Below are 21,338 nucleotides of genomic sequence, written 5' to 3'. Positions count from 1 at the left end.
CCCTGCTGGGTGTCGGCGGCAATGCCCCGCTGTTACGGAGCGGTGCCGCCCACGGCCAGCAGGTCGCGGACGACGGCACCCGGGTCGCCGGTCCGGGTCAGCACCTGCCGCTGCCGGGCCGACGACGTCCCCCGCGCGAGCAGCTGCTCGGCCAGGCCGGTCACCTCGGCGAGCTCTCCGCGCGACTCGAGGTCCGGCCCGAGCAGCTGCAGCAGCGCCCGGACGGCGGTCGACGCGGGGACCAGCTCGCCGGTCGCCGGGTCCAGCAGCTCGCCGGTGAGCCCCGCGCGGGCCGCCTTCCAGCGCGCGGCGCGGAGCAGCTCGGGCCTGATGACGGGGGCCTCCCCGTCCTGGGCCGCGAGCACCGAGACCAGCGAGCGGCACAGCGCGGCGTGCAGCACGACGTCGTCCAGGTCGGTGCAGACGTCACCCATCCGGAACTCCAGCGTCGGCACGTGGGTGGAGGGCCGCAGGTCCCAGTAGAGCTGGGAGCCGTCGGGGACCAGGCCGGCGCCGACGAGCCGCCCGACGACGTCGGTGTACCCGGCGGCGTCGCCGAGCGGCTCGGGCGGGCCGGACACCGGCCAGCGCGACCACCACACGGTCCGCCACGACTCGTAGCCGGTGTCGGCGCGGTCGTGGAACGGGGAGCTGCCGGTCATCGCGAGCAGGACGGGCAGCCAGGGCCGGGCGCGGTCCATGACGCGGACGGCGGTGTCCAGGTCGTCGACGCCGACGTGCACGTGGGTGCCGCAGATGTCCTGGCTCTGCGCGAGCGCGGCCCAGCGCTGCACCATCACCCGGTAGCGCGGGGCGTCGGTGAGCCGGAGGTCCTCGGGAGCCGAGAACGGGTGGGTGGAGGCGGCCAGGACGGTCAGCCCGTCGGTCTGCGCGGCGGCGACGGCCTCGGCGCGGGTCTCCACCAGCGCGGCGCGGACGTCGGCGAGGGTGCGGCAGATGCCGGTGGCGGTCTCGAGCTGGGTGGTGGAGATCTCGGGCTGCACGTGGGTGCCGGCCTGCCCGAGGACGGCGGCGTCGGCCACCTGCGAGCTGGCGGCGAGGGCCCCGGTGGCCGGGTCGACGAGGTGGAACTCCTCCTCGACACCGATGGTCGTGCCGGTCATGCGGGGTCTCCAGGGGTTCGGGGTGCGGCGCCGAACGGTACGGGAGACTCCAGGACGTGGACCTCTCCCTCGGTGACGACCTCCGTTCCTTCGTCGACGCCTCGCCCTCCCCGGGGCACGCGGCCGCGGAGATCGCGCGCCGGCTGACCGCGGGCGGGTTCCGGGAGCTGGCCGAGCGCGACGTCTGGGAGCTCACGCCAGGGGACGCGGTGTTCACCGTGCGCGGAGCCAGCGTGGTCGCCGTCCGGGTGGGTTCGGACCCGGTCGCCGAGGCGGGGCTGCGGATCATCGGCGCGCACACCGACTCCCCCACCTTCCGGGTGCGGCCGCGGCACGACCTGCGGCAGGCCGGCTACAAGCTGGTGGGTGTCGAGCCCTACGGCGGCGGGCTGTGGCACACCTGGCTCGACCGAGAGCTCACCGTCGCCGGCCGCCTCGCCCTGCGCGGCGGTTCGACGGTGCTGGCCAAGCTCCCGGGGGCGCCGCTCCGGCTGCCGTCGCTGGCGATCCACCTGGACCGGTCGGTGCGCGAGGGCCTGACCCTGGACCCGCAGCGGCACCTGCAGCCGGTGTGGGGGTCGGAGCTGTCCACCGAGCCCGGCCTGCTGGAGGCGCTGGCCTCGGCCGCCGGGGTGTCGGCGGCCGACGTGGTGGGCCACGACCTGGTGCTGGCCGACACCCAGCCCGCCGCGCGCGCCGGGGCCGACGGGTCCTGGGTCGCTGCGCCCCGGCTGGACGACCTGGCCTGCTGCCACTCGGGGCTCACCGCAATGCTGCGCGTTTCCGCGGAAACGCCTCGGCACACCCAGGTGCTGGTCTGCAACGACCACGAGGAGGTCGGGTCGGGCTCGGCGTCGGGGGCGCGGGGGTCGTTCCTGGAGGACGTCGTGTCCCGGCTGGCCGACGGTCCGCAGGGGTTCGCCCGCACGATCGCGGCGTCGAAGCTGATCAGCGCGGACATGGCGCACGCGGTGCACCCGACCCGGCCCGAGCGGCACGAGCCCTCGCACCAACCGGTGCTCGGTGGTGGCCCGGTGCTCAAGCTCAACGCCAACCAGGCCTACGCGACCGACGCGGTGAGCGGGGGCTGGTTCACCGAGCGTTGCCAGGACGCCGGGGTGCCGGTGCAGCACTTCGTCTCCCGCGCCGACCTGCCGTGCGGCTCGACCATCGGCCCGCTGACCGCCACCCGGCTGGGCCTGTCGACGGTGGACGTCGGCGCACCGCAGCTGGCCATGCACTCGGCCCGCGAGCTGTGCAGCGCCCTCGACGTGCCGCACATGGTCGCCGCGTTCACCACCTGCCTGCAGCACGGCTGAAACAGCAGCCTTGGCGCTGGACTGTGTACGTCACTTCGGTCACTGCGCCGCCAAGGTTAGTGTGCATCCAAGTTATCCATGCTTTTCGCGATTCGATGGGGGCTCAGGTCCTCAGACCGCCGATATGGTGGCCCCAGTGTTTTACTGATCAGAGCTCGGGGGGATCGCTGATGACGCCGTTTGATGCCGGAACGCTGAAGCCTGTTGAAGTGATGATGCATCCAGTGCCGCGCGGACGGGCGCCCGACGACGGCAGCGATCCGATCCAGTACAGCGAGGCCGCGATAACGCTGGGCGCCGACGATAAGGCGTTCATTCAAAGGCGGCTTCGCCACAGCCTCGGGGGTTACGCCCGCCCGGTCCGGGAAGACGCCGACCTTGGTTCACAGGTCCCCACCATGCTGAAAGACCTCCTTATCTCGTCAGACAAGCTGGTGTCCCATAGCTGCTCCATCGCCCGTCAGCTTCATCTCGAGCAGAAGTGGATGAGCTCTGGTGGCCTTGTCATGACCATCATCGGCGAAGTGGACGGTAAGCGGTGCGTCATGCTGGCCAAGATGGAGCACCAAGAAGGTATGCGGGTGGAACAGACGACCAACAGCAGCGGGCAGCGTACCTACCGCGCCGAGCATCTTCGCGATCTGATCCTCGGCGATGGGACCAGGGTTTTCAAGATCGGCCTTTTCACCGATGCGCCCGACGATCATCTCGAGGGCCACGTGGTTGACGATCAGCAACTGCAGGGAGGTATCGCGAACTACTTCATCCAATTTCTCGGCTGCCAGTTTCGTCAACAGTCCGACGTTCAAACCGAGCAGTTTTTTCGGGTGGCGCAGACATTCATCTCGCAGCGCACCGCGAAGAAGCCAGAGGCAAACGCGCGATACGAGATTGCCCTGCTTGCCGAAATGCAGAAGCAGTCTACAGTCGTTCAACCCGAGGTCTTCGCGGCCCAGAATCTGAACGAAGAAGATCAGGAGCTGTTCGTGCAACGAATTCGCGACGCGGGCCTCTCTTCCAAATCATTCCCAAAGGACACCAGTCTTATTGCGTCAAAAATTCGGCGGATGCGTATACAAACCGAGCGGGGCGCCGATGTCCTTGCCCCGCCCGAGATGTTCGAAGACGGATCTCTGAGAGTTGAGAAGGTCGACGACTCAAAGTCTCAGATCGTCATCAATGACGCAGTCACCAAGATGAGCGGAGCGAGCGGCAAGCGTTCTTCCTCCGAGAAGGCGCAGCAGTCTTGACGAGTGCAAATGAAGCGAGGCAGCGCTATATCGCAGAGTATCCAAACTTTCAACAGGCGGCGGGCTCGCTCAAAATTCAACTCGAACGACTGGTTGATCAAGAGCGCATCACCGGCGCCCGCGTTAAAGTCAGGGCTAAAGAGGTAAGTAGCTTCGTGAAGAAGTTGCGCAAATACGGCGACGATTGCTGGGACAAGACGACAGATAAGGTCGGCGCCCAAGTGGTCGTCGGAACATTAGCGGACGTGCGCCAGATCAGAACTGCGCTTGAAGCGGGTACGGACGGCTTAGAGCATCTGCATTCTGACGAGAAGTCGCCCGTACTTTCAAATCCCCAGGCTCTCACGTACGCGGGTGTTCACGTCCAAGTCCGCTTAGAAGACCTGATGAGCGGAGGCGAGCCCATCGAGGCTGAGGTACAGCTTCGGACTCAAGCTCAGGACATCTGGGCGAACCTCGAACATGGACTCGTCTACAAGCCCGTCGTCGCCCCAAGCCTTGCCATCCAGCGGAAGATCGCCAGATTGTCAGTACTCGTTGAGATGTTCGACGAGGAGGTGGACGCTGCGATGGGTCAACTGAGCCAGGACGCACGGTACGAGCCTGCGCTCTTGCTGCGCGAGGCTGAGCGTCTGTTCCTTACCATGGTCACACAGTCTGGCGAGCCCGAGCTCTCCCTTGAAGTGCTCAGCCGACTGCTCGAAAACTGGGGCATTTCAGATTGGTCGAATTACGCAGGCGACCTGAGGTCATTCGTGACAGAGCAGAACGCGAAGTTGCGAGACGTACTACTCGAATACGGAGAGGAGTCGTCCTACGCTCAGGAGTTCAACTACGTTCTCTTCACGCAACCCGAGTCTCTCATCTTGCTTGAGATGATTGAAAATAGACCGGTCACCGTCGCTCGCGCGTTCCGGGGAACGGATCTCGAACCCGCCGTCGCTGCACTTGCCGACGTGTGGGGTGCGCCGTTAATGCTGGGCTGAATAGACGATCAGATGACCGACCGGCTGCTACGAAACCTGACAACGAATCCTCCGGAGCTTGTGGCCTAGCTCATACCGTCACTGTCAGGCGACTGCCGATGACGGAGTCATGGCACCCCGGCTGGCAGCGCTGCCGACCCCTGCTGCGCCCGCGACCGAGCAGGACTGGTGGCGGACCGCGGTGGTCTACCAGGTCTACCTCCGCTCCTTCGCCGACTCGAACGGCGACGGCATCGGTGACCTGGCCGGCCTGCGCTCCCGGCTGCCGTACCTGGTGTGGCTCGGCGTCGACGCGCTGTGGATCAACCCGCACTACCCCTCCGGCGGTGCCGACGGCGGCTACGACGTCGTGGACTACCGCGCGGTCGACCCCGACTACGGCGACGTATCCGACCTCGAGGCACTGGTCGCCGACGCGAGGCACCTCGGCCTGAAGGTCATCCTCGACGTCGTCCCCAACCACACTTCGGACCAGCACCCGTGGTTCCGGGCCGCCTTGGAGAACCCCGACGGCCCGGAGGCGAAGCGCTACCACTTCGCGCCCCCGTCCGAGGAGCCGCCGAACAATTGGCGGTCACTGTTCGGCGGCCCGGCCTGGTCGCGCACCCCCGACGGCCGCTGGTACCTGCACCTGTTCGCCCCCGAGCAGCCCGACCTCGACTGGCGCGACCCCGCCGTGGGCGACGACTTCGAGGCCACCCTGCGCTTCTGGCTCGACCGCGGCGTCTCCGGCTTCCGCGTGGACGTCGCCTACGGCCTGTTCAAGGACGCCGGCCTCCGCGACAACCCCGGCGCCTACTCCCCCACCCTGTTCGGCCACGGCCCCGAGCAGGCGATGACCTGGAACCAGCCCGAGGTGCACGACGTGTGGCGCCGCTGGCGCGCGGTCTGCGACGAGTACCCCGGCACCATGCTCGTCGGCGAGGTCTGCCTGGCCGACCTGGACCAGGTGGCGCTGTACTCCCGCCCCGACGAGATGCACCAGTCCTTCTCCTTCCGGCTGCTGAAGTCCGGGTGGGACGCCGGCGCCTTCGGCGAGGCCGTGTCCACCGCGCTGGACGCCTTCGCCGCCGTCGGCGCCCCGGTCTCCTGGGTGCTGGGCAACCACGACAAGGACCGGCAGGTCACCCGGTTCGGCGGCGGCGCGGTCGGCACCGCGCGCGCCCGGGCCGCGGCCCTGCTGCTCATGGCGCTGCCCGGCTCGCCCTACCTCTACGCCGGCGACGAGCTCGCGCTGCCGCAGGCCGTCGTCCCCGACGAGGCCAAGCGGGACCCGATCTTCCACCGCAGCGGCGGCGCCCGCGCCGGCCGCGACGGCTGCCGGGTGCCGATGCCGTGGAACGAGTCCCCCGGTGTCGGCTTCTCCCCCGACGGCGCGGCCGACCCGTGGCTGCCCGTGCCCGACGGCTGGGCCGAGCACGCGGTCTCCCGGCAGTCCCGGGACGGCGGCTCCGCCCTCACCCTGCACCGCCGCGCCCTGGCCCTGCGCGCCGCCCACCCGGCGCTGGGCTCCGGGACGGCGACCGTGCGGGTCGACGGCGACGTCCTCACCGTGACCTGCACCGGGGACGGCGAGACCGTGCGCTGCGTGCTGAACATGGGCCCCGGCACCGCGCTGGTCCCGGGCGGGACCCTCCTGCTGGCGTCCTCGACGGCGGTGAGGCCGGGCGTGCTGCCCCCGGACACGGCCGTCTGGCTGCTGGACGACTAGGACTCGAGCGTGCGGGCCGCCTCGGCGACGTCCCCGGCGGTGAGCGTCGAGACGTCGGCGCGGCTCAGCGACGCCGCGCTGCCGTCCCGGGTCAGCCGCAGCGCCTGCCGGTTGAGGGACTGCTCGAACAGCGTGCGGGCGAAGCGGGCGTTGCCGGTGTCCTCGCCGGGCCGGATGCCGGCCAGGGTGGCCCGCAGCGTGGTCTCCGCACCGGGCTCGAGCTCGTACTCGTGCTGGGCCACGATGCTGACGAAGATCGCCTCGAGCTCGGCGGTGGAGTAGTCGGGGAAGCGGATCTCCCGGCCGAACCGGGAGCGCAGCCCGGGGTTGGAGGCCAGGAAGGACTCCATCAGCCGCGGGTAGCCGGCCACGATCACCACCATCCGGTGCCGGTGGTCCTCCATGCGTTTGAGCAGGACCTCGATCGCCTCCGGTCCGAAGTCCTGCCGGCCGTCGCCGTCGGGGGCCAGCGAGTACGCCTCGTCGATGAACAGGACGCCGTCCAGCGCCTGCCGCACGACCCGGTCGGTCTTGATGGCCGTCGCCCCGACGTGCTGCCCGACCAGCGCGGCCCGGTCGACCTCCACCAGGTGGCCCTTCTGCAGCAGGCCCACCGCCCGGTACATCTCGGCCAGCAGGCGGGCCACGGTGGTCTTGCCGGTGCCGGGGTTGCCCAGGAAGACCAGGTGCTGGCTGGTGGCCGCCTCGGGCAGGCCGTGCTCCTTGCGGCGGGCCTGCACCTGCAGGAACGCGACCAGGGCCGCCACCTGCTCCTTGACCGCGGTCAGGCCGATGAGGCCGGCGAGGTTCGCCTGGATCTCGGCCAGCGGCCGGCCCGGCGCGGTGCGCCCGCCGAACAGGTCGGCCACCAGGTCGTCCACCCCGCGCCCGCCGGGGCGCGGCAGCTGCTCACCCAGGCGGCCGACGGTCTCGCGCAGCTCGTCGAGCGGTCGGCGGGCGGACGGCATGCCCCGAGGGTAGGCGCGTCCCGGGGCCCGCTAGCTGCCGCGCAGGCCGCGGTCGAGCAGGTCGACCAGCCAGGTGAAGCTCTCGTCGACGTCGGCCGACCACTGGAACCCGTGCGCGGCCTGCAGGGTGGCGAAGCCGTGCAGGGCGCTCCGCAGCGTCCGCAGCGCGTGGTCCTCGTCGGCGGCGGGCAGGTCGTAGCCGCGCAGCACGGCACGGAAGGCGGCCAACGCGCGGACCCCGGCCGCCACCAGCGGGTCGTCCGGGCCGGCGGGCTCCAGCCCGACGGTCGTGGCGTACCGGCCGGGGTGGGCGAGCACGTAGGCGCGGAAGGCCTGGGCCGCCGCGGCGAGGGCATCCCGGCCGGACCGGCCCTGGATCGCCGTGCCCACCGCGACCGCCGACTCCTCCAGCGCCAGGGCGGCGATCCGGCGGACGAGGTCGTCCTGACCGGCGACGTGCTTGTACAGCGACGGGGTGCGCACCCCGACCCGCTCGGCCAGCCCGCCCATGGTCAGCGCGGCGAGTCCGACCTCGTCGGCCAGCTCGGCACCGGCGGCCACGACGGACGTGGGGTCCAGGCCCGCCCTAGGCACGGACACCCGCCAGGAACGGCAGGACGGCGGCGGCGACCGCTTCGGGCACCTGGTGGTGCGGGTAGTGGCCGGTGCCTGCGAGCACGACGAGCCGACCGAGCCCGGCCGGCAGCTCGGCCAGCACGGCCTCGCCCTCGGCGCGGGGGTCGGCCCAGTCGGGGTCCAGCTCGCCCTGCACGACCAGGACGGGGCAGTGGACGGCGGGCAGTGCGGCGCCGGCGTCGGTGGCCGGCATCGTGCCCATCTTCTTCAGCGCCCCCATCCGGCCGGGCTCGCCCAGCATCGCCGTCACGTGGTCCAGCCGCTGCTGCCAGTCGGCCGGCTTCGCGCCGGGGTAGGCGACGTCGAGGTACCTCCGCCACGAGGCGACGCTGCCCAGCAGGCCGGCGCCGAGCAGGTGGCGCATGCCGCGGCGGAAGCGGGGCGAGCGCAGGTCGCGCAGGGACATGGCCTGCTTGCGGGTGAACGGGGTCAGCTCGACCAGAGCGGTGACCAGCTCCGGGGCCTGCGCCGCGGCCACGGTGACCGCGCCGCCGGAGATCGAGTGCCCGACCAGCACGGCCGGCCCGCCGAGGTGCCGGACGAGCGCCAGCAGGTCCCCGGCGATGTCGGTGCGGCTGTAGGAGGGCCACTGCGCGCTGGACCCCCCGCATCCGCGCAGGTCGGCCGCGGCGACGCGGTACCCGGCCTCGACCAGCAGCGGCACGAGGTGGCGGTAGGCCTGCCGGTCGTCGCCCATGCCGTGCGCCAGGACGACGAGCGGTCCGGCGCCGGTGACCTCGTAGGCCAGCGTGCCGCCGTCGACGGTGAGGTGCTCGGTCATGTCGTCCTCCTGGGGCTAATAGCGTTAGCTCAAAGCTACACGCATTAGCCGCCAGGTCAAGCGACCTGCCACAGCTCCACACGGTTGCCCTCGGGGTCGGTCACCCAGCCGAACCGGCCGACGCCGTCCATGTCCTCGACGTCGTCGGAGACGTCGGCGCCGGCGGTCCGGAGCTGGGCCAGCATCGCGTCGAGGTCGCGCACCCGGAAGTTCAACATCGCCTGCTGGCGGGGCGACCCGAAGTAGTCGGTGTCGGCGTCGAAGCCGGAGAACACCGTCGGCCCGGCCTCCTGCTCCCACGGTTGGTCCGGGTCGACCCCGATCCCGAGGTGGTCGCGGTACCAGGCGTTGAGCGCGCCCGGGTCCGCCGACCGCACGAAGAAGCCACCGATGCCCAGGACCCGTTCCATGCCCGCATCCTGGCCCCGGGCGGCACGGGGAAGGCATTGCCCAACCGGCTTGCGCGCAAGTAACCTGCGTCACACCCAGGGGGAGGGTCCATTCCCCGTGATCAACGCCGACCACGCAGGGAGCCCACCATGACCGCGACGCCCGAGGTCGCCCACGTCCCCGACACCCGTCGCCTCGCCCCCGAGGCCGACCCGGCCACCGCGCCCGCCGTCCAGCCGGGGACCGCGACCCTCTACGAGCGGCTGGGCGGGTGCTACGGGATCGCCGGCGCCGTGGACATCCTGGTCGACCGGCTGTTCCAGAACGTCAAGGTCAACGCCAACGAGAAGGTGCACGAGCACCACGGCAACCCGGCCAACGCCCCCGGCTACAAGTGGCTGGTGACGTCCTGGTCGATCGAGGCCGCCGGAGGTCCGAAGTGCTACATCGGCCACGACATGGACACCGCCCACGAGCACCTGTCCATCGACACGGCCGGGTTCGACGCCGTCGCCAAGGAGATCGAGGCGACGCTGGACTTCGTCGGCGTCCCCGAGCCCGAGCTGCGCGAGTTCATGGACATCATCGAGAGCTACCGGGACAAGGTCGTCCAGGCCTGATCCGCCCGGGCCGCGACGCCGGTGTCGGGGACATCGGGCTCCGACACCCTCCCCGGGCCCCGGATCCCCCGACACCGGGGCCCGGCCGGGAAGGGCCCCGACATGGGGTCCAGGCGCGTCAGGCGACCGCGAGCAGCCGCAGGTCACCGGCGGCACGGTGCACCGGGGCCAGGACGACGTCGGGCACCCGCACCCGGTCGCCGTCGACCACGGCCACGAGGACGGCGGCGGCGCCGGCGAGCAGCGCGACCGTACCGAGCGCGACCGGCAGCCCGGCGTGCGCGGCGAGGAACCCGATGGCCGGCGGGCCGCCGAGCAGGCCGGTGTAGCCGACCGTCGTGGACAGCGCGATCCCCCTCGACCCGCCCAGTGCCCCGGCCCGGGCGACGGCGAGCGGGAAGACGTTCGCCAGGCCGAGCCCGACCACGCCGAACCCGGCCAGCGCCACCGCCACCGACGACGTGGTCACCGCGAGCAGAGCCCCGGCCGCGGCCAGCAGGGTGCCGCCGACCAGCAGCCGCTGCTCCCCCAGCCGGGCCACCAGCGACCCGCCGGCCAGCCGGCCGCACGCCATCGCCAGGGCGAACCCGGCGTACCCGGCGGCGGCCAGCCCGGAGGTGGCGCCGAGGTCCTCGCGCAGGTGCAGGGCGCCCCAGTCGGTGAGCGCGCCCTCGCCGTAGGCGGTCGCGCCGGCGATGCAGCCCAGCACCACCAGGACGGCGGTCGGCCGGCGCCGCGGGGCCTCCTCGCGCACCGGCAGCTCGACGACCGGCGCGGCGTCGGCACCGACCAGCACCGGCACGAGCAGCGCGGTGAGCAGCAGCCCGGCGCCGCCGACCACCACCAGGTGCGCCGGGACGGCGAGCACGGTCGCGGCCACCCCGCCGAGCAGGGCGCCGCCCAGCCCGCCGAAGCTGAACGCGGCGTGCAGCCCGCTGAGCACCGGCCGGCCGGCGCGGGCCTCGACCTGCACGCCGACGCTGTTGGCGGCCACGTTCACCGCGCCGGTGGCCGCGCCGAAGGCCAGCAGCGCGGCGCACAGCGCGGGCACCGACGCCGCGAGCCCGGGCAGCACGGCGGTCGCGCAGACGGCGACCGCGGCCAGCGCGGCGACCAGGCCGGGGCCCAGCCGGGCGGCCAGCGCGCCGGTGAGCTGCATGCAGGCCAGCGCGCCCAGCGACAGGCACAGCAGCGCCAGGCCGAGGGTGCTGTGGTCGGCGCCGACCCGGGTGGCGACGTCGGGGACCCGGGCGGCCCAGGTGCCGAAGACGAACCCGTCCAGCGCGAACAGGGCGGCGACCGCGGCGCGCAGCCGGGGCAGGGACGGCGCGGGGGCGCGGCCGGCGGCGCCGCGGACGAACCGGCCGACCGGTACGCGGGCGCGCAGGGAGAAGGGTGCGGACACGACGGGACCTCGCAGAGGGAAGAGTGGGGGCGCGGGTGGCGGGAGTGGGCACACGACCTCGGGCGCTGGTTCCACCGTGCCAGCCGAAGCTGTCCGATGCCTGCGAAACGCCCTGCTCAGAGCCGTGATTGCCCTTACGTGACGGGGCCCACCGGGTTGCCGCCCACCGGGTGAGGCCGCAGGGTCGGCCCATGACCGGGTCCTTCGCACGGGGGCTGGCCGCGGGCGCGGCCGGCACCACCGTCCTCAACGCCGTCACCTACCTCGACATGGCGGTGCGCGGCCGCGACGCCAGCAACGTCCCCGAGCAGACCGTCGACGCCCTCGCCGGCGTCGCCGGCACCAAGGTGCCCGGGGGGCGGAGCGAGCGGGCCAACCGCCGCACCGCCCTCGGCGCGCTGTCGGGCATCGGCAACGGCGTGGCCGTGGGCGTGCTGGCCAGCCTGGTCCGCTCCGCCGGCGTCCGGCTGCCCTCCCCCGTCGGCGCGGTCACCACCGGCGCCGCCGCGATGGCGCTCACCGACGGCACCATCGCCGCGCTCGGCGTCAGCGACCCCCGCTCGTGGTCCCGCCGGGACTGGGTGTCCGACGCCGTCCCGCACCTGGCCTACGGCGCCGCCGTGCAGGCCGTCGTCGAGGCCGTCCCCGCCTCCGGCGAGAAGCCCAGGCGCAAGGCGTCGGGCGGGCTGACCGTCCGTTCGCTGCTGCTGGGCGTGGCCACCGGCTGCCGCAGCTCGCTCGGCCTGGCCGCGCCCGCGCTGACCAACCCCGACGGCGGTGCGCTGCGCAAGGTCGCCTCGGTGGCCGCCGTCGGCGGGGAGCTCTACGCCGACAAGCTCGAGGCCACCCCGCCGCGGACCGACCCGCAGGGCCTGCCGGTGCGCTTCGCCTCCGCCGCGGGTGGCGCCGGGGCGCTGGCCGCACGCGAGGACGCGAACGCCGCCGTCCCCGTCCTGGCCGGGCTCGTCGGGGCCGCCGCCGGCTCCTGGGGCGGGCTGGGCTGGCGCCGCTGGGCCGAGCGGGCCGGCCTGCCCGACTGGCAGGCCGCCGTGCTCGAGGACGGCGTCGCCCTGGCCCTGGCGCTGGCCGCGTCGCTCCCGGGCCGGCGCCGCCGCCGGGCCGTGCTCGTCCCGGCCTGACCCCGCGCCTGCTGGGCCGGGGTCAGCCCCGGTCCAGCAGGTCGTGCAGCCAGCCCGGCCCGTGCACCGTCGTGCCCGCCGGCAGCCGGGCGCGCAGCCCGCGGTCGGCCGTCACCACCACCAGCGGGGTGCCCAGCCGTGCGGCCTCGTCGGCCAGGGTGTCGTCGCCGCTGCCGGGTGCGCGGAGCAGCCGGACGCCGGGCACCTCGGGCACGTCGCGCGCCCGGCCCTCGACCACCGCGACCACGTCGCGGTCCAGGCCGGCGAGGCGGGTCAGCAGCCGGGTGGTCGCCCCGGCCCGGTCCCGCCACCAGCCGTCGGGCCGGGACCCGACGACGTTGGCGACGTCGACGAGGACCGGGCCGCCGACCGTCGGCTCAGCCGCGGGACCCGACCTTCCAGTAGCCCATGAACGCCACCGCGTCGCGGGGCACGCCGAGGTCGCGCACCAGCCGGCGGCGCAGGCCCTTGACCATCCCGGCCTCGCCGGCCAGCCAGGCGTAGCAACCGGTGTGCGCGCCGGCCTCGGGCACCTCCCAGAGGATGCCGTCCCCGAGCGGCTCGCCCGGGTCGGTGCCGGGGACGCCGCGGGCGATGCCGAGCTCGCACAGTGCGGTGTGCACCGCCGGCTCGAGCAGCTCGCCGCGGGCGCGGGACCCGCGGGCCAGCCAGCGGACGTCGACGCCGGCCGGCAGCCGCAGGGAGAGGAAGTCGGCTGCCTCGGGCACCTCGAGCACCGCGACCACCCGCGGGCCCGGGGTCAGCGACTCCAGGATCGCCGCGATCGCGGGGACGGCGGTCTCGTCGCCGGCCAGGAACAGCGTGCCGGCGTCGGCGGGCGGGGCCCACTCCACGCCCCACATCCGGCCGGAGCCGGGGCGGTCGGGGCCGAGCAGCACCATCGGATCACCGGGCACGGCGCGGGAGGCCCACAGCGCGGCCGGGCCGGCGTCGGGCGCGGCGGTGCCGTCGGGCCGGATGCCGTGCAGCACCACGTCGACGTCGAGCTCGGCCACCTCGGGCCGCGCCGCGCGGACGGTGTAGGTGCGCATCGCCGGCCGGACCTCGTCGGGCAGTGCGGACCAGGCCTCGTACCAGTCGGCCCCGGTGACCGAGGTCAGGTCGACGTCGGTGGCACCGTCGGCCGGGATGAGCAGCTTGAACCGCTGGTCGTCACCGCCCGCGCCGAACAGGTGCAGGTCGGGGCCGGTGAAGGTGAGCCGGAGGAAGCCCGGGGACAGCCGCTCGGTGCGCGCCACGGTGGTCGCGAAGCACCGCCAGGTCGGCTGGAGGGTCTCGGTGGCGGTGCTCATGCGCGCTCCCGGGTCGGCGGTTGGTGCGGTGCAGAGGTGAGGCTAGCCTAACCGGCCATCCGGGGGAACCACCCCCGCCCACCAGCAGGAGGACCCGTGCTCCGCACCCACCGTCGCCTCGTCGGCGGCCTGATGGCCCTCGGGACGGCCGCCGCCGTCGCCGGCTGCGGCACCGGGACCACCGAGGACGCCGCCGCCCCCACCGAGGGCTGGGAGTTCACCGACGACCGCGGGGTCACCGTGACCCTCGACGAGGCGCCCGACCGGGTCGCCGGCCTCAACGACGTCGTCTCCTCGCTGTGGAACTACGGCGTCGCGCCGGTGGCCACGTTCGGCCAGACCTCCGCCGCCGACGACGTGGCGTTCGAGGGCAAGGACCTCTCCGACGTCGCCCTCGTCGGCACCACCTACGGCGAGATCGACCTGGAGGCGCTGGCCGCCGCCGACCCCGACCTGGTGGTGACCACCGTCTACCCGACCACCAGCGGCGGGGAGATCGACCCCGAGGGCGTCCCCTACGGCTTCCAGGACCTGGCGCAGCTGGAGCAGGTCGAGCAGATCGCACCGGTCGTCGTCATCGGCTGGACCGGGTCGGCCGCCGACGTCATCGAGCGCACCGCCGAGCTCGCCGTCGCGGTGGGCGCCGACGAGGACGCCATCGCCGCCGAGCGGGCCGACTTCGACACCGCCGCGGCGCAGCTGACCGAGGCGGCGTCGTCCGGGGTCACCGTGCTGCCGGTCGCCGCGTACGCCGGCGAGGGCTTCTACATGGCCAAGGCCCCCGACGACCCGTCGCTGCGCCTGTACGCAGACCTCGGCGTGCAGTTCCTCGACCCGGGCGGCGAGGACTACTACTGGCAGACCGCCGGCTGGGAGTCGGTGACCGACTACCGCAGCGACGTGATCCTCTACTCCCTGCGCGGCGCCATGACCCCCGAGGAGATGGCCACCCAGCCCACCTACGGCCTGCTGCCCGCCGCCCAGGCCGGCCAGGTGTACCCGTGGGAGTACATCGGCATGGACTACCCGGCCCAGGCCGCCTACATGGAGCGGCTGGCCGGCTGGCTGTCCGACAGCGAGCGGGTCGCCTGAACCGGTCGGGTCGCCCGACCCGAACCCCGGACGAGCCGCCACCCGGCCGGGCACGGCGGCTGGACCTCTGTGGGAGGTCCGACGGCCGGTGGCCGGGAGGTCTCTCCCCCGGCCACCGGCCGTCCCGCCGGGGAGCGCGGCGGCCCCTGCCCCGGCCGCCGGCTCCGCGTGCGGGGTCAGGCCTGCGCGGCGGACCCGGCGACGGCCTCGTGCCGCTGCTGCTGCGCCCGCCGGTGGGCCAGCCGCTCGGCCAGGCCGCGGGGCACCCCGGTCGACCTCGTCTCGTGGGCCTCGGCCGCCAGCTGGCGGGCGGCGACCACCGAGGCCGGCTCGTGCGCGTTCATCCTGGTCCTCCTGCCCGGTGCGGCGCGTCCCCCGGTGTCGCCGAACCGCGACGTCACCGTATCGGTACGGAGCGTGCGGGCACCAGGGGTTCGTGCGCGCCTCCGCCGGACGCGGTGGCGTGCTCGACCAGCCGGCACAACCCGTTGACCAGCCGCAGCTGCTCGGGGGTGTGCACCGGCGAGGTCAGCAGGGCCGGGCTGCCCACCACGTAGGCCACCGTGCGCGCCCGCGACAGCGCCACGTTCAGCCGGTGCCGGTCGAGCAGGAAGTCCAGCCGGCGGGGCACGTGGGCACCGCTGGAGGCAGCCAGCGAGAAGACCGACACCGCCGCCTCCCGGCCCTGGAACCTGTCCACCGTGCCGACCTCGACGCCAGCCAGCCCGGCCTCGGCGAGCGCGGACCGGATGCGGTTGACCTGGGCGTTGTAGGGCGTCACCACCAGCACGTCGGCGACCCCCACCCGCCGCTCGCCCTCCGGCCCCGACCAGGACCGCCCCAGCAGGTCGCCGACCAGCTGCACGACGACGGCGGCCTCCTCCCCCGATGCCGACCCGTTGCCCTCGTGCACCACCGGCACCCAGCCGATGCCGGCCGGCGCGGCCCAGCGCCCGGGCAGGTCGATGCGGTTGCCCGCGGTGGTCGGCGAGGGCTGCAGCCGGCCGCGGTAGGACAGCTCGGACACCACCCGGCACAGCGCCGGCGCCATCCGCCAGGACCGGTCCAGGAAGACGCCCCGGCCGGCGGGCAGCACGTCGTCCTCGCCGATGACGTGCTGCAGCGCCGAGACGTCGGCGCCGTCGGGGTGGATGCCGCGGCCGGGCTGGCGCAGCTGCTGCGGGTCGCCGAGCAGCACCAGGTCCCGGGCGCACCGGGAGACGGCGAGGGTGTCGGCCAGCGACAGCTGCCCGGCCTCGTCGACGACCAGCACGTCGAGCCGGCCGGCCAGGTCGGGCCGGGTGAACAGCCAGGTGCTGCCGGCCACCACGTCGACGTCGCCGCCGTCGAGCAGGTCGACGACCGTGCCGTTGTCGTCGGTGCCGATCACCTCGGGGGCGGAGCAGCGCTGCCCGGCCGGGGCCTTCTGCACCGCCCGCACGGTCGTGCCGGCCTCGCGGGCGGCCCGCAGCACGCCGTCGAGCAGGTTGCCGACCACCTTGTGGCTGTTCGCGGTGACCGCCACCCGCCGCCCGGCCCGGACCAGGTCGAGCACCGCGCGGGCGCCGGCGTGGGTCTTGCCCGCGCCCGGCGGGCCCTGCACGGCCAGCACGCCGCCGTCCAGCGCGGCGACCAGCCGGCGGGTGCGGTCGGCCGCGGTCTCGCCCGCGACGGCCAGCGGTGTGCCGGGCCGCAGCCGCGGGGGCCGGCGGGCGAGCAGGTCGGCGGCCGCGGTGCGCACCCCGGGACCGTCGAGCCCCCCGTCGGCCACCGCTCCGCCGAGCTCCAGCAGCGCGGCCCGGTGGTGGCGGGCCTCCAGCGGGCCCGGGGGCAGCAGGCCCTCCGCGTGGTCACCGACCCGGTCGACCGGGCGGGACAGCACCAGCTCCCCGGTCGCGCCGTCCACCGACACCACCTCGGCGCGCACGGCGCGGCCGCGGTCGCCGGCCGGGACCTCGTCGACCGTCGCCCCGGGCGCCAGCTTGGTCTCCTGCGGCGGGAAGCGGTGGGCCACGTGCACCCGGGTACCGACCGTGCCCAGCACGACCGGCGCGTCCAGCGGGCCCAGCGCGGCGGTCTCGCGCTCCAGCTCGGCGGGGGTGAGGGCCCGCAGCCGGAAGTGCTCCCACCACTCCGACCGGGCCTCGCGGGCGTGCCAGCCCAGCTGCCGGGCCAGCAGCCACACCGCCTGCTCGTCGGGTGTGCGCTCGGCGGCCCGGTCGGGCAGCCCGGCCAGCAACCGCGCCTCCAGCGCCGCCCGGGCCGCGTCGGCCGCGACCGCGGTGGGGCTGGGGTCGGGGTCGGCGTCGACCGGGCGGCCCAGCGGCACCCCGGAGGCGACGAGCTCGGCGCGGCGCTCCTCGAGCCAGGCCAGCAGCTGCAGCGTGGACAGGCAGTCGTCGCGGTTGTAGTCGCGGATCTCGTCGAGCAGCCGCTGCTCCCCGGTGCGCTGCCACTCCTCGAACGCCAGGATCGAGGCGCCGGCGTCGGAGACCGCCGCCCCGTGCGGGCGGGTGTGCCCGCGGTAGAAGTCCTCGACCTGCTTGATCGAGTAGGACTCCTTGCTGATCTGCAGGCCCTGCCGGACCACGGCGTACAGGTCGACCAGTGCGCCGCCGCGCAGCAGCCGGTCGACCTCGGCCTGCCGGGTGCCGTAGCGGGCGGACAGGGCCTTGAGCCGGGCCGGCTCGTAGGGCGCGTAGTGGTAGACGTGCGCGTCGGGGTCGGCGGCGAGCGCCGCGGTGAGGTGGTCGACGAGCTGCTCGAACCCCTCCTGCTCGGTCTCGACGGTGCGGCCCCAGTAGGCGGTGTACCGCTCGTCCCGGTCGAGCAGGCCCCACAGGTACTCCAGGCCGTGGTCGCCGGTGAACGGGTCGCCCTCGATGTCGAAGAACAGGTCGCCGCGGCTGGCCGGGGGCAGCAGCTCGAACCCCGAGCCCGGCACGCGGGGCAGGAACGCGTAGCCCGGCACCCCCGTCTCGACCTCGGCGCGCTGCAGGGCGGCCTGCCGGGTGATCCGCTCCCGCGAGGTGCGGCCGATCGTGTCGGGCAGCTCGCCGGGGGCGCGGGCGGCCAGGGCCGCGGTGGTGGTGATGCCGGCCCCGGTGAGCGCGACGGCGTGGTCGCGGCGCAGGAAGGCCACCCGCGACAGGTGGTCGGCGGCGCGCCAGGCCTCGGTGCAGGTGGCCCGCCAGGGGCAGACGCCGCAGTGCGCCACCGGGTAGGCCGGGGCGAACCGCTCGTCGGCGAGCCGGGCCAGGAAGCGGCCCACCGCCGCGCGGGTGTAGGCCGCGGCGTCGGCGTAGGGGAAGACCAGTTCCTGCTGGTCGCCGGTGACCACGGTGAGCAGCTCGGGTGGCACGCCCTGCAGGCCCTCGAGCAGCCGGCCGTACAGGGCCATCTGCAGCACGGCGGGCACCTTGACCCGGCGGGCGAGCTTGGTGTCGGCGACGTCGTAGGCCCACGGGCCGAGGTCGCTGGAGCGGTCGCTGCGCCTGAGCAGGAAGTCGGCGTGGCCGCGCCAGGTGACCCCGGCCTCGCGGGTGCCGAAGAAGGTGGCCTGGTAGACCACGTCCACGCCCGCGCGCATCGCCTCGACGGTCTGCTCCTGGGCACGCACCAGGTCGGCCGCCGCGCGGCCGGGCGCGGGGATCTCCACCACCGACAGGCCGCGGTCGCGCAGCCGCTGCACGTGCCGCTCCTCGTGCGCGATGCCGTGCGCGGCGACCAGCTCGGTCATCGGGTCGGCCGCCGGGGGCCGGCCGCGCTCGCCGCGGGCCACCTCGCGGGAGAGCCGGGTCAGGTGCTCGCAGGCCAGGAAGCCGGTCAGGTCGCCGGCGCTGACCACCAGCCCGCCGTCGGTCTCGTACACCTGGGCCTCCTCGGCGCGGCACCCTCGGACCGCTCGGCGCGGACGCTACGACGGGGGTCCGACAACCCCGGCCGGCGTGGCCGCCGCCCCGTCGACCACGGAGGATGGGCACCGTGCCGGTCACCCTCACCACCGTCGCCCGACGCGCCGGGGTCAGCACCAGCACCGCCAGCCGCGCGCTGACCGGCCACCCCTCGGTGCTGCCGCACACCCGGCAACGGGTCGAGGCGGCGGCCGCCGAGCTGCGCTACCACCCCAACCGGATCGCCACCGCGCTGCGCACCCGTCGCTCCGGGCTGGTCGGCCTGGTGGTGAACAACCTGCGCACCGCCACCTTCCACGTGATCGCCGAGACACTGCAGGCCCGCGCGGCCGCGCACGGGCTGCAGGTGCTGGTCTGCACCACCGGCGGCGACCCGGCCCGGGAGGCCGCGTTCCTGGACACCGTGCGCGCCCAGGGCCTGGACGGCGTCGTGGTGGCCGGGTCGGGCGCCAACGGCGAGCTGGTGAACACCCTCGTCGCCGAGGGCCGCGCGGTGGTGACGATGAACCGCGAGGTCGGCGGGGCGCGGGCGCCGTCGGTGATGAGCGACTACGCCACGGCCGCCCGGCTGGCCGCCGAGCACCTGCTGGCGCTGGGCCACACCCGCATCGGCGCGGTCGAGGGCCCGCCGGAGGTGACGTCGGGGCGGCTGCACCACGCCGGGTTCGCCGCCGCGCTGGACACCGCCGGGGTGCCGCTGGACCCCGCCCTGGTCCGCCGCGGCCCCTTCCGCGCCGGGTTCGGCCGCGACGCCGCCCGCGAGCTGCTGGACGCCCCGCACCGGCCGACGGCGCTGCTGGTGAGCAACCACGAGGCCTCCTTCGGGGTGCTGGCCGAGCTGTCCCGCCGCGCGGTCGCCGTCCCGGCGGAGCTGTCGGTGGTGTGCACCGAGGACGAGCCGTTCTGGGGGTTCTGGACCCCGCCGCTGACCGTGGTCGACAACCGGGCCGCCGTGCTCGCCGAGCGGGCCGCGGACCTGCTGCTGGCCCAGCTCGACGACGACGCCGGCCCACCGGAGCCGGCCGCCGAGCAGGTGGCCCCGGAGCTGGTGGTGCGGGGCTCGACCGCCCCGCCGCCGGTCAGCTGACCCGCTCGAACACCGCGGCCAGGCCCTGCCCGCCGCCGATGCACATCGTCTCCAGCGCGTAGCGGCCCTCCCGCCGGCGCAGCTCGTGGGCCATGGTGGCCAGGATCCGGGCGCCGGTGGCGCCGACCGGGTGGCCCAGCGAGATGCCCGACCCGTTGACGTTGACCCGCTCCCGGTCGCCGTCGGAGAGCTGCCCCGACGACTCCCACGTGGCCAGGCAGGCCAGCACCTGGCTGGCGAAGGCCTCGTTGAGCTCGATGAGGTCCATGTCGGCCAGGGTCAGCCCGGTGCGGGCCAGCGCGGCGGCGACGGCGGGCACCGGGCCGATGCCCATGGTCTCCGGCGCCACCCCGGCCACGGCCCAGCCGCGGAGGGTCAGGAAGGGGTCCCAGCCGCGGCGGTCGGCCTCGGCGCGGGTGGTGACCAGGCACATCGCGGCGCCGTCGTTCTGCCCCGACGCGTTGCCGGCGGTGACCGTGGCCGCGGGGTCCACCCGGGCCATCACCGGGCGCAGCGCGGCGAGGTCCTCCATCGTGGTCCGCGGCCGCGGGTGCTCGTCCTCGGTGACCGTGCGGGCCGGGGCCCCGCGGGTGCCGGGCACCTCGACGCCGACCACCTCGTCGGCGAACCGGCCCTCGGCGATGGCCGCACCGGCCCGCTGCTGGGAGCGCAGCGCCCAGGCGTCCTGGGACAGCCGGTCCACGTCGTGGTCGCGGCGGACGTTCTCCGCGGTCTCGAGCATGCCGCCGGGCACCGGGTGGTGGATGCCGCCGGCGGTCTCCCGGGCCCGGGCCAGCCGGTCGTGCAGCATGGTGCCGTCGCCGCGGACGCCGGTGCGCAGGCCCAGCGCGTAGTGCTCGACCTGGCTCATCGACTCCACGCCGCCGGCCACGACGGTGGTCGCCGCGCCGGTGGCCACCTGCATGCTGGCGTAGAGCACCGCCTGCAGGCCCGACCCGCAGCGCCGGTCGATCTGCAGGCCGGGCACGCCGGTGCCCAGCCCCGCGTCCAGCGCCGCGATGCGGCCGATCGCCGGGGCCTCGCCGTTGGGGTAGCACTGGCCCAGCACGACGTCGTCCACGTCGCCCTCGCCCAGGCCGTGGCGTGCGGCCAGCTCGCGCAGCACGGTGGCGGCGAGCGAGGCGGCGGTCAGCCCGGCGAAGACGCCGCCGAACCGGCCGACGGGGGTGCGCAGGGGCGAGCAGATGACGACGTCGGTGTCCACGACGCCACCCTGCCACTCCTCACGCGGCGACGAGGCAGAGCACCTCGGCGGGGGTTCTGGACAGGCCGCCGGCGGAGTAGCTGGCGGTGCTGCGCGGGAAGACCGCCGTGCACGCCGGCTGGGACTGCACGGGCGGGACGTCGTCCAGCACGCCGATGACCCGGAACGCCGCCGCCGGGTCGTCGCAGCCGACCACCACGACCGTCTGGTCCGGGCCGGCCGCCACGCAGTCGCCCACCCCGGGGGACGGGCCGCCGCGCACCAGCAGCACCCCGACGACGGCCAGCACGACCACGGCCGCGGCGAGCAGGGTCCTGGTCCGCACCGTCACACCCCGACGGTAGGACGTGCGACACCCGGTTGAGCCCGGGTCGGCCC

20 protein-coding genes are annotated in these 21,338 nt (G+C 74.5%); 8 read left to right on the top strand and 12 right to left on the bottom strand.

Annotated features, from left to right (window positions below; genetic code table 11):
• Positions 1 to 32: 32 nt before the first annotated feature.
• Positions 33 to 1,124, bottom strand: coding sequence for a carboxylate-amine ligase (locus BM158_RS12845; RefSeq protein ID WP_091559368.1), 1,092 nt, complete (start codon positions 1,122 to 1,124; stop codon positions 33 to 35).
• A gap of 56 nt (positions 1,125 to 1,180) precedes the next feature.
• On the opposite strand from BM158_RS12845, the gene BM158_RS12840 reads away from it, so the two are divergent.
• From BM158_RS12840 to BM158_RS12825, 4 genes are all read left to right on the top strand, one after another.
• Complete coding sequence (locus BM158_RS12840) at positions 1,181 to 2,443, top strand: M18 family aminopeptidase (protein ID WP_091559364.1); 1,263 nt, start codon at positions 1,181 to 1,183, stop codon at positions 2,441 to 2,443.
• 170 nt (positions 2,444 to 2,613) lie between these two features.
• Complete coding sequence (locus BM158_RS12835) at positions 2,614 to 3,693, top strand: nucleoid-associated protein (RefSeq protein WP_165628924.1); 1,080 nt, start codon at positions 2,614 to 2,616, stop codon at positions 3,691 to 3,693.
• Complete coding sequence (locus BM158_RS12830; RefSeq protein ID WP_091559356.1) at positions 3,690 to 4,679, top strand: GTP pyrophosphokinase; 990 nt, start codon at positions 3,690 to 3,692, stop codon at positions 4,677 to 4,679. The genes BM158_RS12835 and BM158_RS12830 overlap by 4 nt, the downstream gene beginning before the upstream one ends.
• A 109-nt stretch (positions 4,680 to 4,788) precedes the next feature.
• Positions 4,789 to 6,390 (top strand): glycoside hydrolase family 13 protein, encoded by a 1,602-nt coding sequence (locus BM158_RS12825; RefSeq protein WP_091559352.1) that lies wholly within the window; start codon positions 4,789 to 4,791, stop codon positions 6,388 to 6,390.
• On the opposite strand, the gene BM158_RS22720 is transcribed toward BM158_RS12825, so the two are convergent.
• The 4 genes from BM158_RS22720 to BM158_RS12805 are packed head-to-tail and all read right to left on the bottom strand — an operon-like array spanning position 6,387 to position 9,185.
• Positions 6,387 to 7,358 (bottom strand): AAA family ATPase, encoded by a 972-nt coding sequence (locus BM158_RS22720; RefSeq protein WP_091559350.1) that lies wholly within the window; start codon positions 7,356 to 7,358, stop codon positions 6,387 to 6,389. The two genes, BM158_RS12825 and BM158_RS22720, sit on opposite strands and share 4 nt — an antisense overlap.
• A gap of 30 nt (positions 7,359 to 7,388) precedes the next feature.
• Positions 7,389 to 7,919 (bottom strand): TetR/AcrR family transcriptional regulator, encoded by a 531-nt coding sequence (locus tag BM158_RS12815; protein ID WP_229827433.1) that lies wholly within the window; start codon positions 7,917 to 7,919, stop codon positions 7,389 to 7,391.
• Positions 7,920 to 7,944: 25 nt separating this feature from the next.
• Entirely contained in the window at positions 7,945 to 8,775 is an 831-nt protein-coding gene (locus tag BM158_RS12810) for an alpha/beta fold hydrolase (protein ID WP_091559345.1), read from the bottom strand.
• Positions 8,776 to 8,831: 56 nt separating this feature from the next.
• Complete coding sequence (locus BM158_RS12805; protein ID WP_091559341.1) at positions 8,832 to 9,185, bottom strand: VOC family protein; 354 nt, start codon at positions 9,183 to 9,185, stop codon at positions 8,832 to 8,834.
• Positions 9,186 to 9,314: 129 nt separating this feature from the next.
• Here BM158_RS12805 and BM158_RS12800 point away from each other — a divergent pair, with 129 nt between their 5' ends.
• On the top strand, positions 9,315 to 9,785 hold the full coding sequence (locus BM158_RS12800) for a group I truncated hemoglobin (RefSeq protein ID WP_091559337.1): 471 nt from the start codon (positions 9,315 to 9,317) through the stop codon (positions 9,783 to 9,785).
• Positions 9,786 to 9,903: 118 nt separating this feature from the next.
• Here BM158_RS12800 and BM158_RS12795 read toward each other — a convergent pair whose 3' ends face one another.
• Complete coding sequence (locus tag BM158_RS12795; RefSeq protein WP_191328531.1) at positions 9,904 to 11,190, bottom strand: MFS transporter; 1,287 nt, start codon at positions 11,188 to 11,190, stop codon at positions 9,904 to 9,906.
• A gap of 191 nt (positions 11,191 to 11,381) precedes the next feature.
• Between BM158_RS12795 and BM158_RS12790 the strand changes: the two genes are divergently transcribed.
• On the top strand, positions 11,382 to 12,329 hold the full coding sequence (locus BM158_RS12790) for a hypothetical protein (RefSeq protein WP_091559333.1): 948 nt from the start codon (positions 11,382 to 11,384) through the stop codon (positions 12,327 to 12,329).
• A 22-nt stretch (positions 12,330 to 12,351) separates the two neighbouring features.
• On the opposite strand, the gene BM158_RS12785 is transcribed toward BM158_RS12790, so the two are convergent.
• Together BM158_RS12785 and BM158_RS12780 are read right to left on the bottom strand one after the other, a co-directional pair.
• A complete protein-coding gene (locus tag BM158_RS12785; protein WP_207506541.1) occupies positions 12,352 to 12,576 on the bottom strand; it encodes a hypothetical protein in 225 nt (74 codons plus the stop codon).
• A 130-nt stretch (positions 12,577 to 12,706) separates the two neighbouring features.
• Positions 12,707 to 13,642 carry a siderophore-interacting protein gene (locus tag BM158_RS12780; RefSeq protein ID WP_091559330.1) on the bottom strand — a complete coding sequence of 312 codons (936 nt, stop codon included), beginning with the start codon at positions 13,640 to 13,642 and terminating at the stop codon, positions 12,707 to 12,709.
• 96 nt (positions 13,643 to 13,738) lie between these two features.
• Here BM158_RS12780 and BM158_RS12775 point away from each other — a divergent pair, with 96 nt between their 5' ends.
• A complete protein-coding gene (locus BM158_RS12775) occupies positions 13,739 to 14,734 on the top strand; it encodes an ABC transporter substrate-binding protein (RefSeq protein WP_207506540.1) in 996 nt (331 codons plus the stop codon).
• A 176-nt stretch (positions 14,735 to 14,910) separates the two neighbouring features.
• On the opposite strand, the gene BM158_RS21800 is transcribed toward BM158_RS12775, so the two are convergent.
• Positions 14,911 to 15,078 (bottom strand): hypothetical protein, encoded by a 168-nt coding sequence (locus tag BM158_RS21800; RefSeq protein WP_165628923.1) that lies wholly within the window; start codon positions 15,076 to 15,078, stop codon positions 14,911 to 14,913.
• 53 nt (positions 15,079 to 15,131) lie between these two features.
• The gene (locus tag BM158_RS12770; protein WP_091559325.1) at positions 15,132 to 18,605 is read right to left on the bottom strand and encodes a TM0106 family RecB-like putative nuclease; all 3,474 of its coding nucleotides are present in this window, start codon (positions 18,603 to 18,605) and stop codon (positions 15,132 to 15,134) included.
• A 113-nt stretch (positions 18,606 to 18,718) separates the two neighbouring features.
• On the opposite strand from BM158_RS12770, the gene BM158_RS12765 reads away from it, so the two are divergent.
• On the top strand, positions 18,719 to 19,735 hold the full coding sequence (locus BM158_RS12765) for a LacI family DNA-binding transcriptional regulator (protein WP_165628922.1): 1,017 nt from the start codon (positions 18,719 to 18,721) through the stop codon (positions 19,733 to 19,735).
• Here the strand turns inward: BM158_RS12765 and BM158_RS12760 are convergent.
• Together BM158_RS12760 and BM158_RS12755 are read right to left on the bottom strand one after the other, a co-directional pair.
• Complete coding sequence (locus BM158_RS12760; RefSeq protein ID WP_091559317.1) at positions 19,728 to 20,960, bottom strand: acetyl-CoA C-acetyltransferase; 1,233 nt, start codon at positions 20,958 to 20,960, stop codon at positions 19,728 to 19,730. The two genes, BM158_RS12765 and BM158_RS12760, sit on opposite strands and share 8 nt — an antisense overlap.
• Before the next feature lie 19 nt (positions 20,961 to 20,979).
• Complete coding sequence (locus BM158_RS12755; protein WP_091559313.1) at positions 20,980 to 21,291, bottom strand: LppU/SCO3897 family protein; 312 nt, start codon at positions 21,289 to 21,291, stop codon at positions 20,980 to 20,982.
• Positions 21,292 to 21,338: the final 47 nt, after the last annotated feature.

This window comes from Klenkia taihuensis (assembly GCF_900112525.1).
Lineage (GTDB): Bacteria > Actinomycetota > Actinomycetes > Mycobacteriales > Geodermatophilaceae > Klenkia > Klenkia taihuensis.
This window is presented reverse-complemented; position numbering and strand designations above follow the sequence as displayed.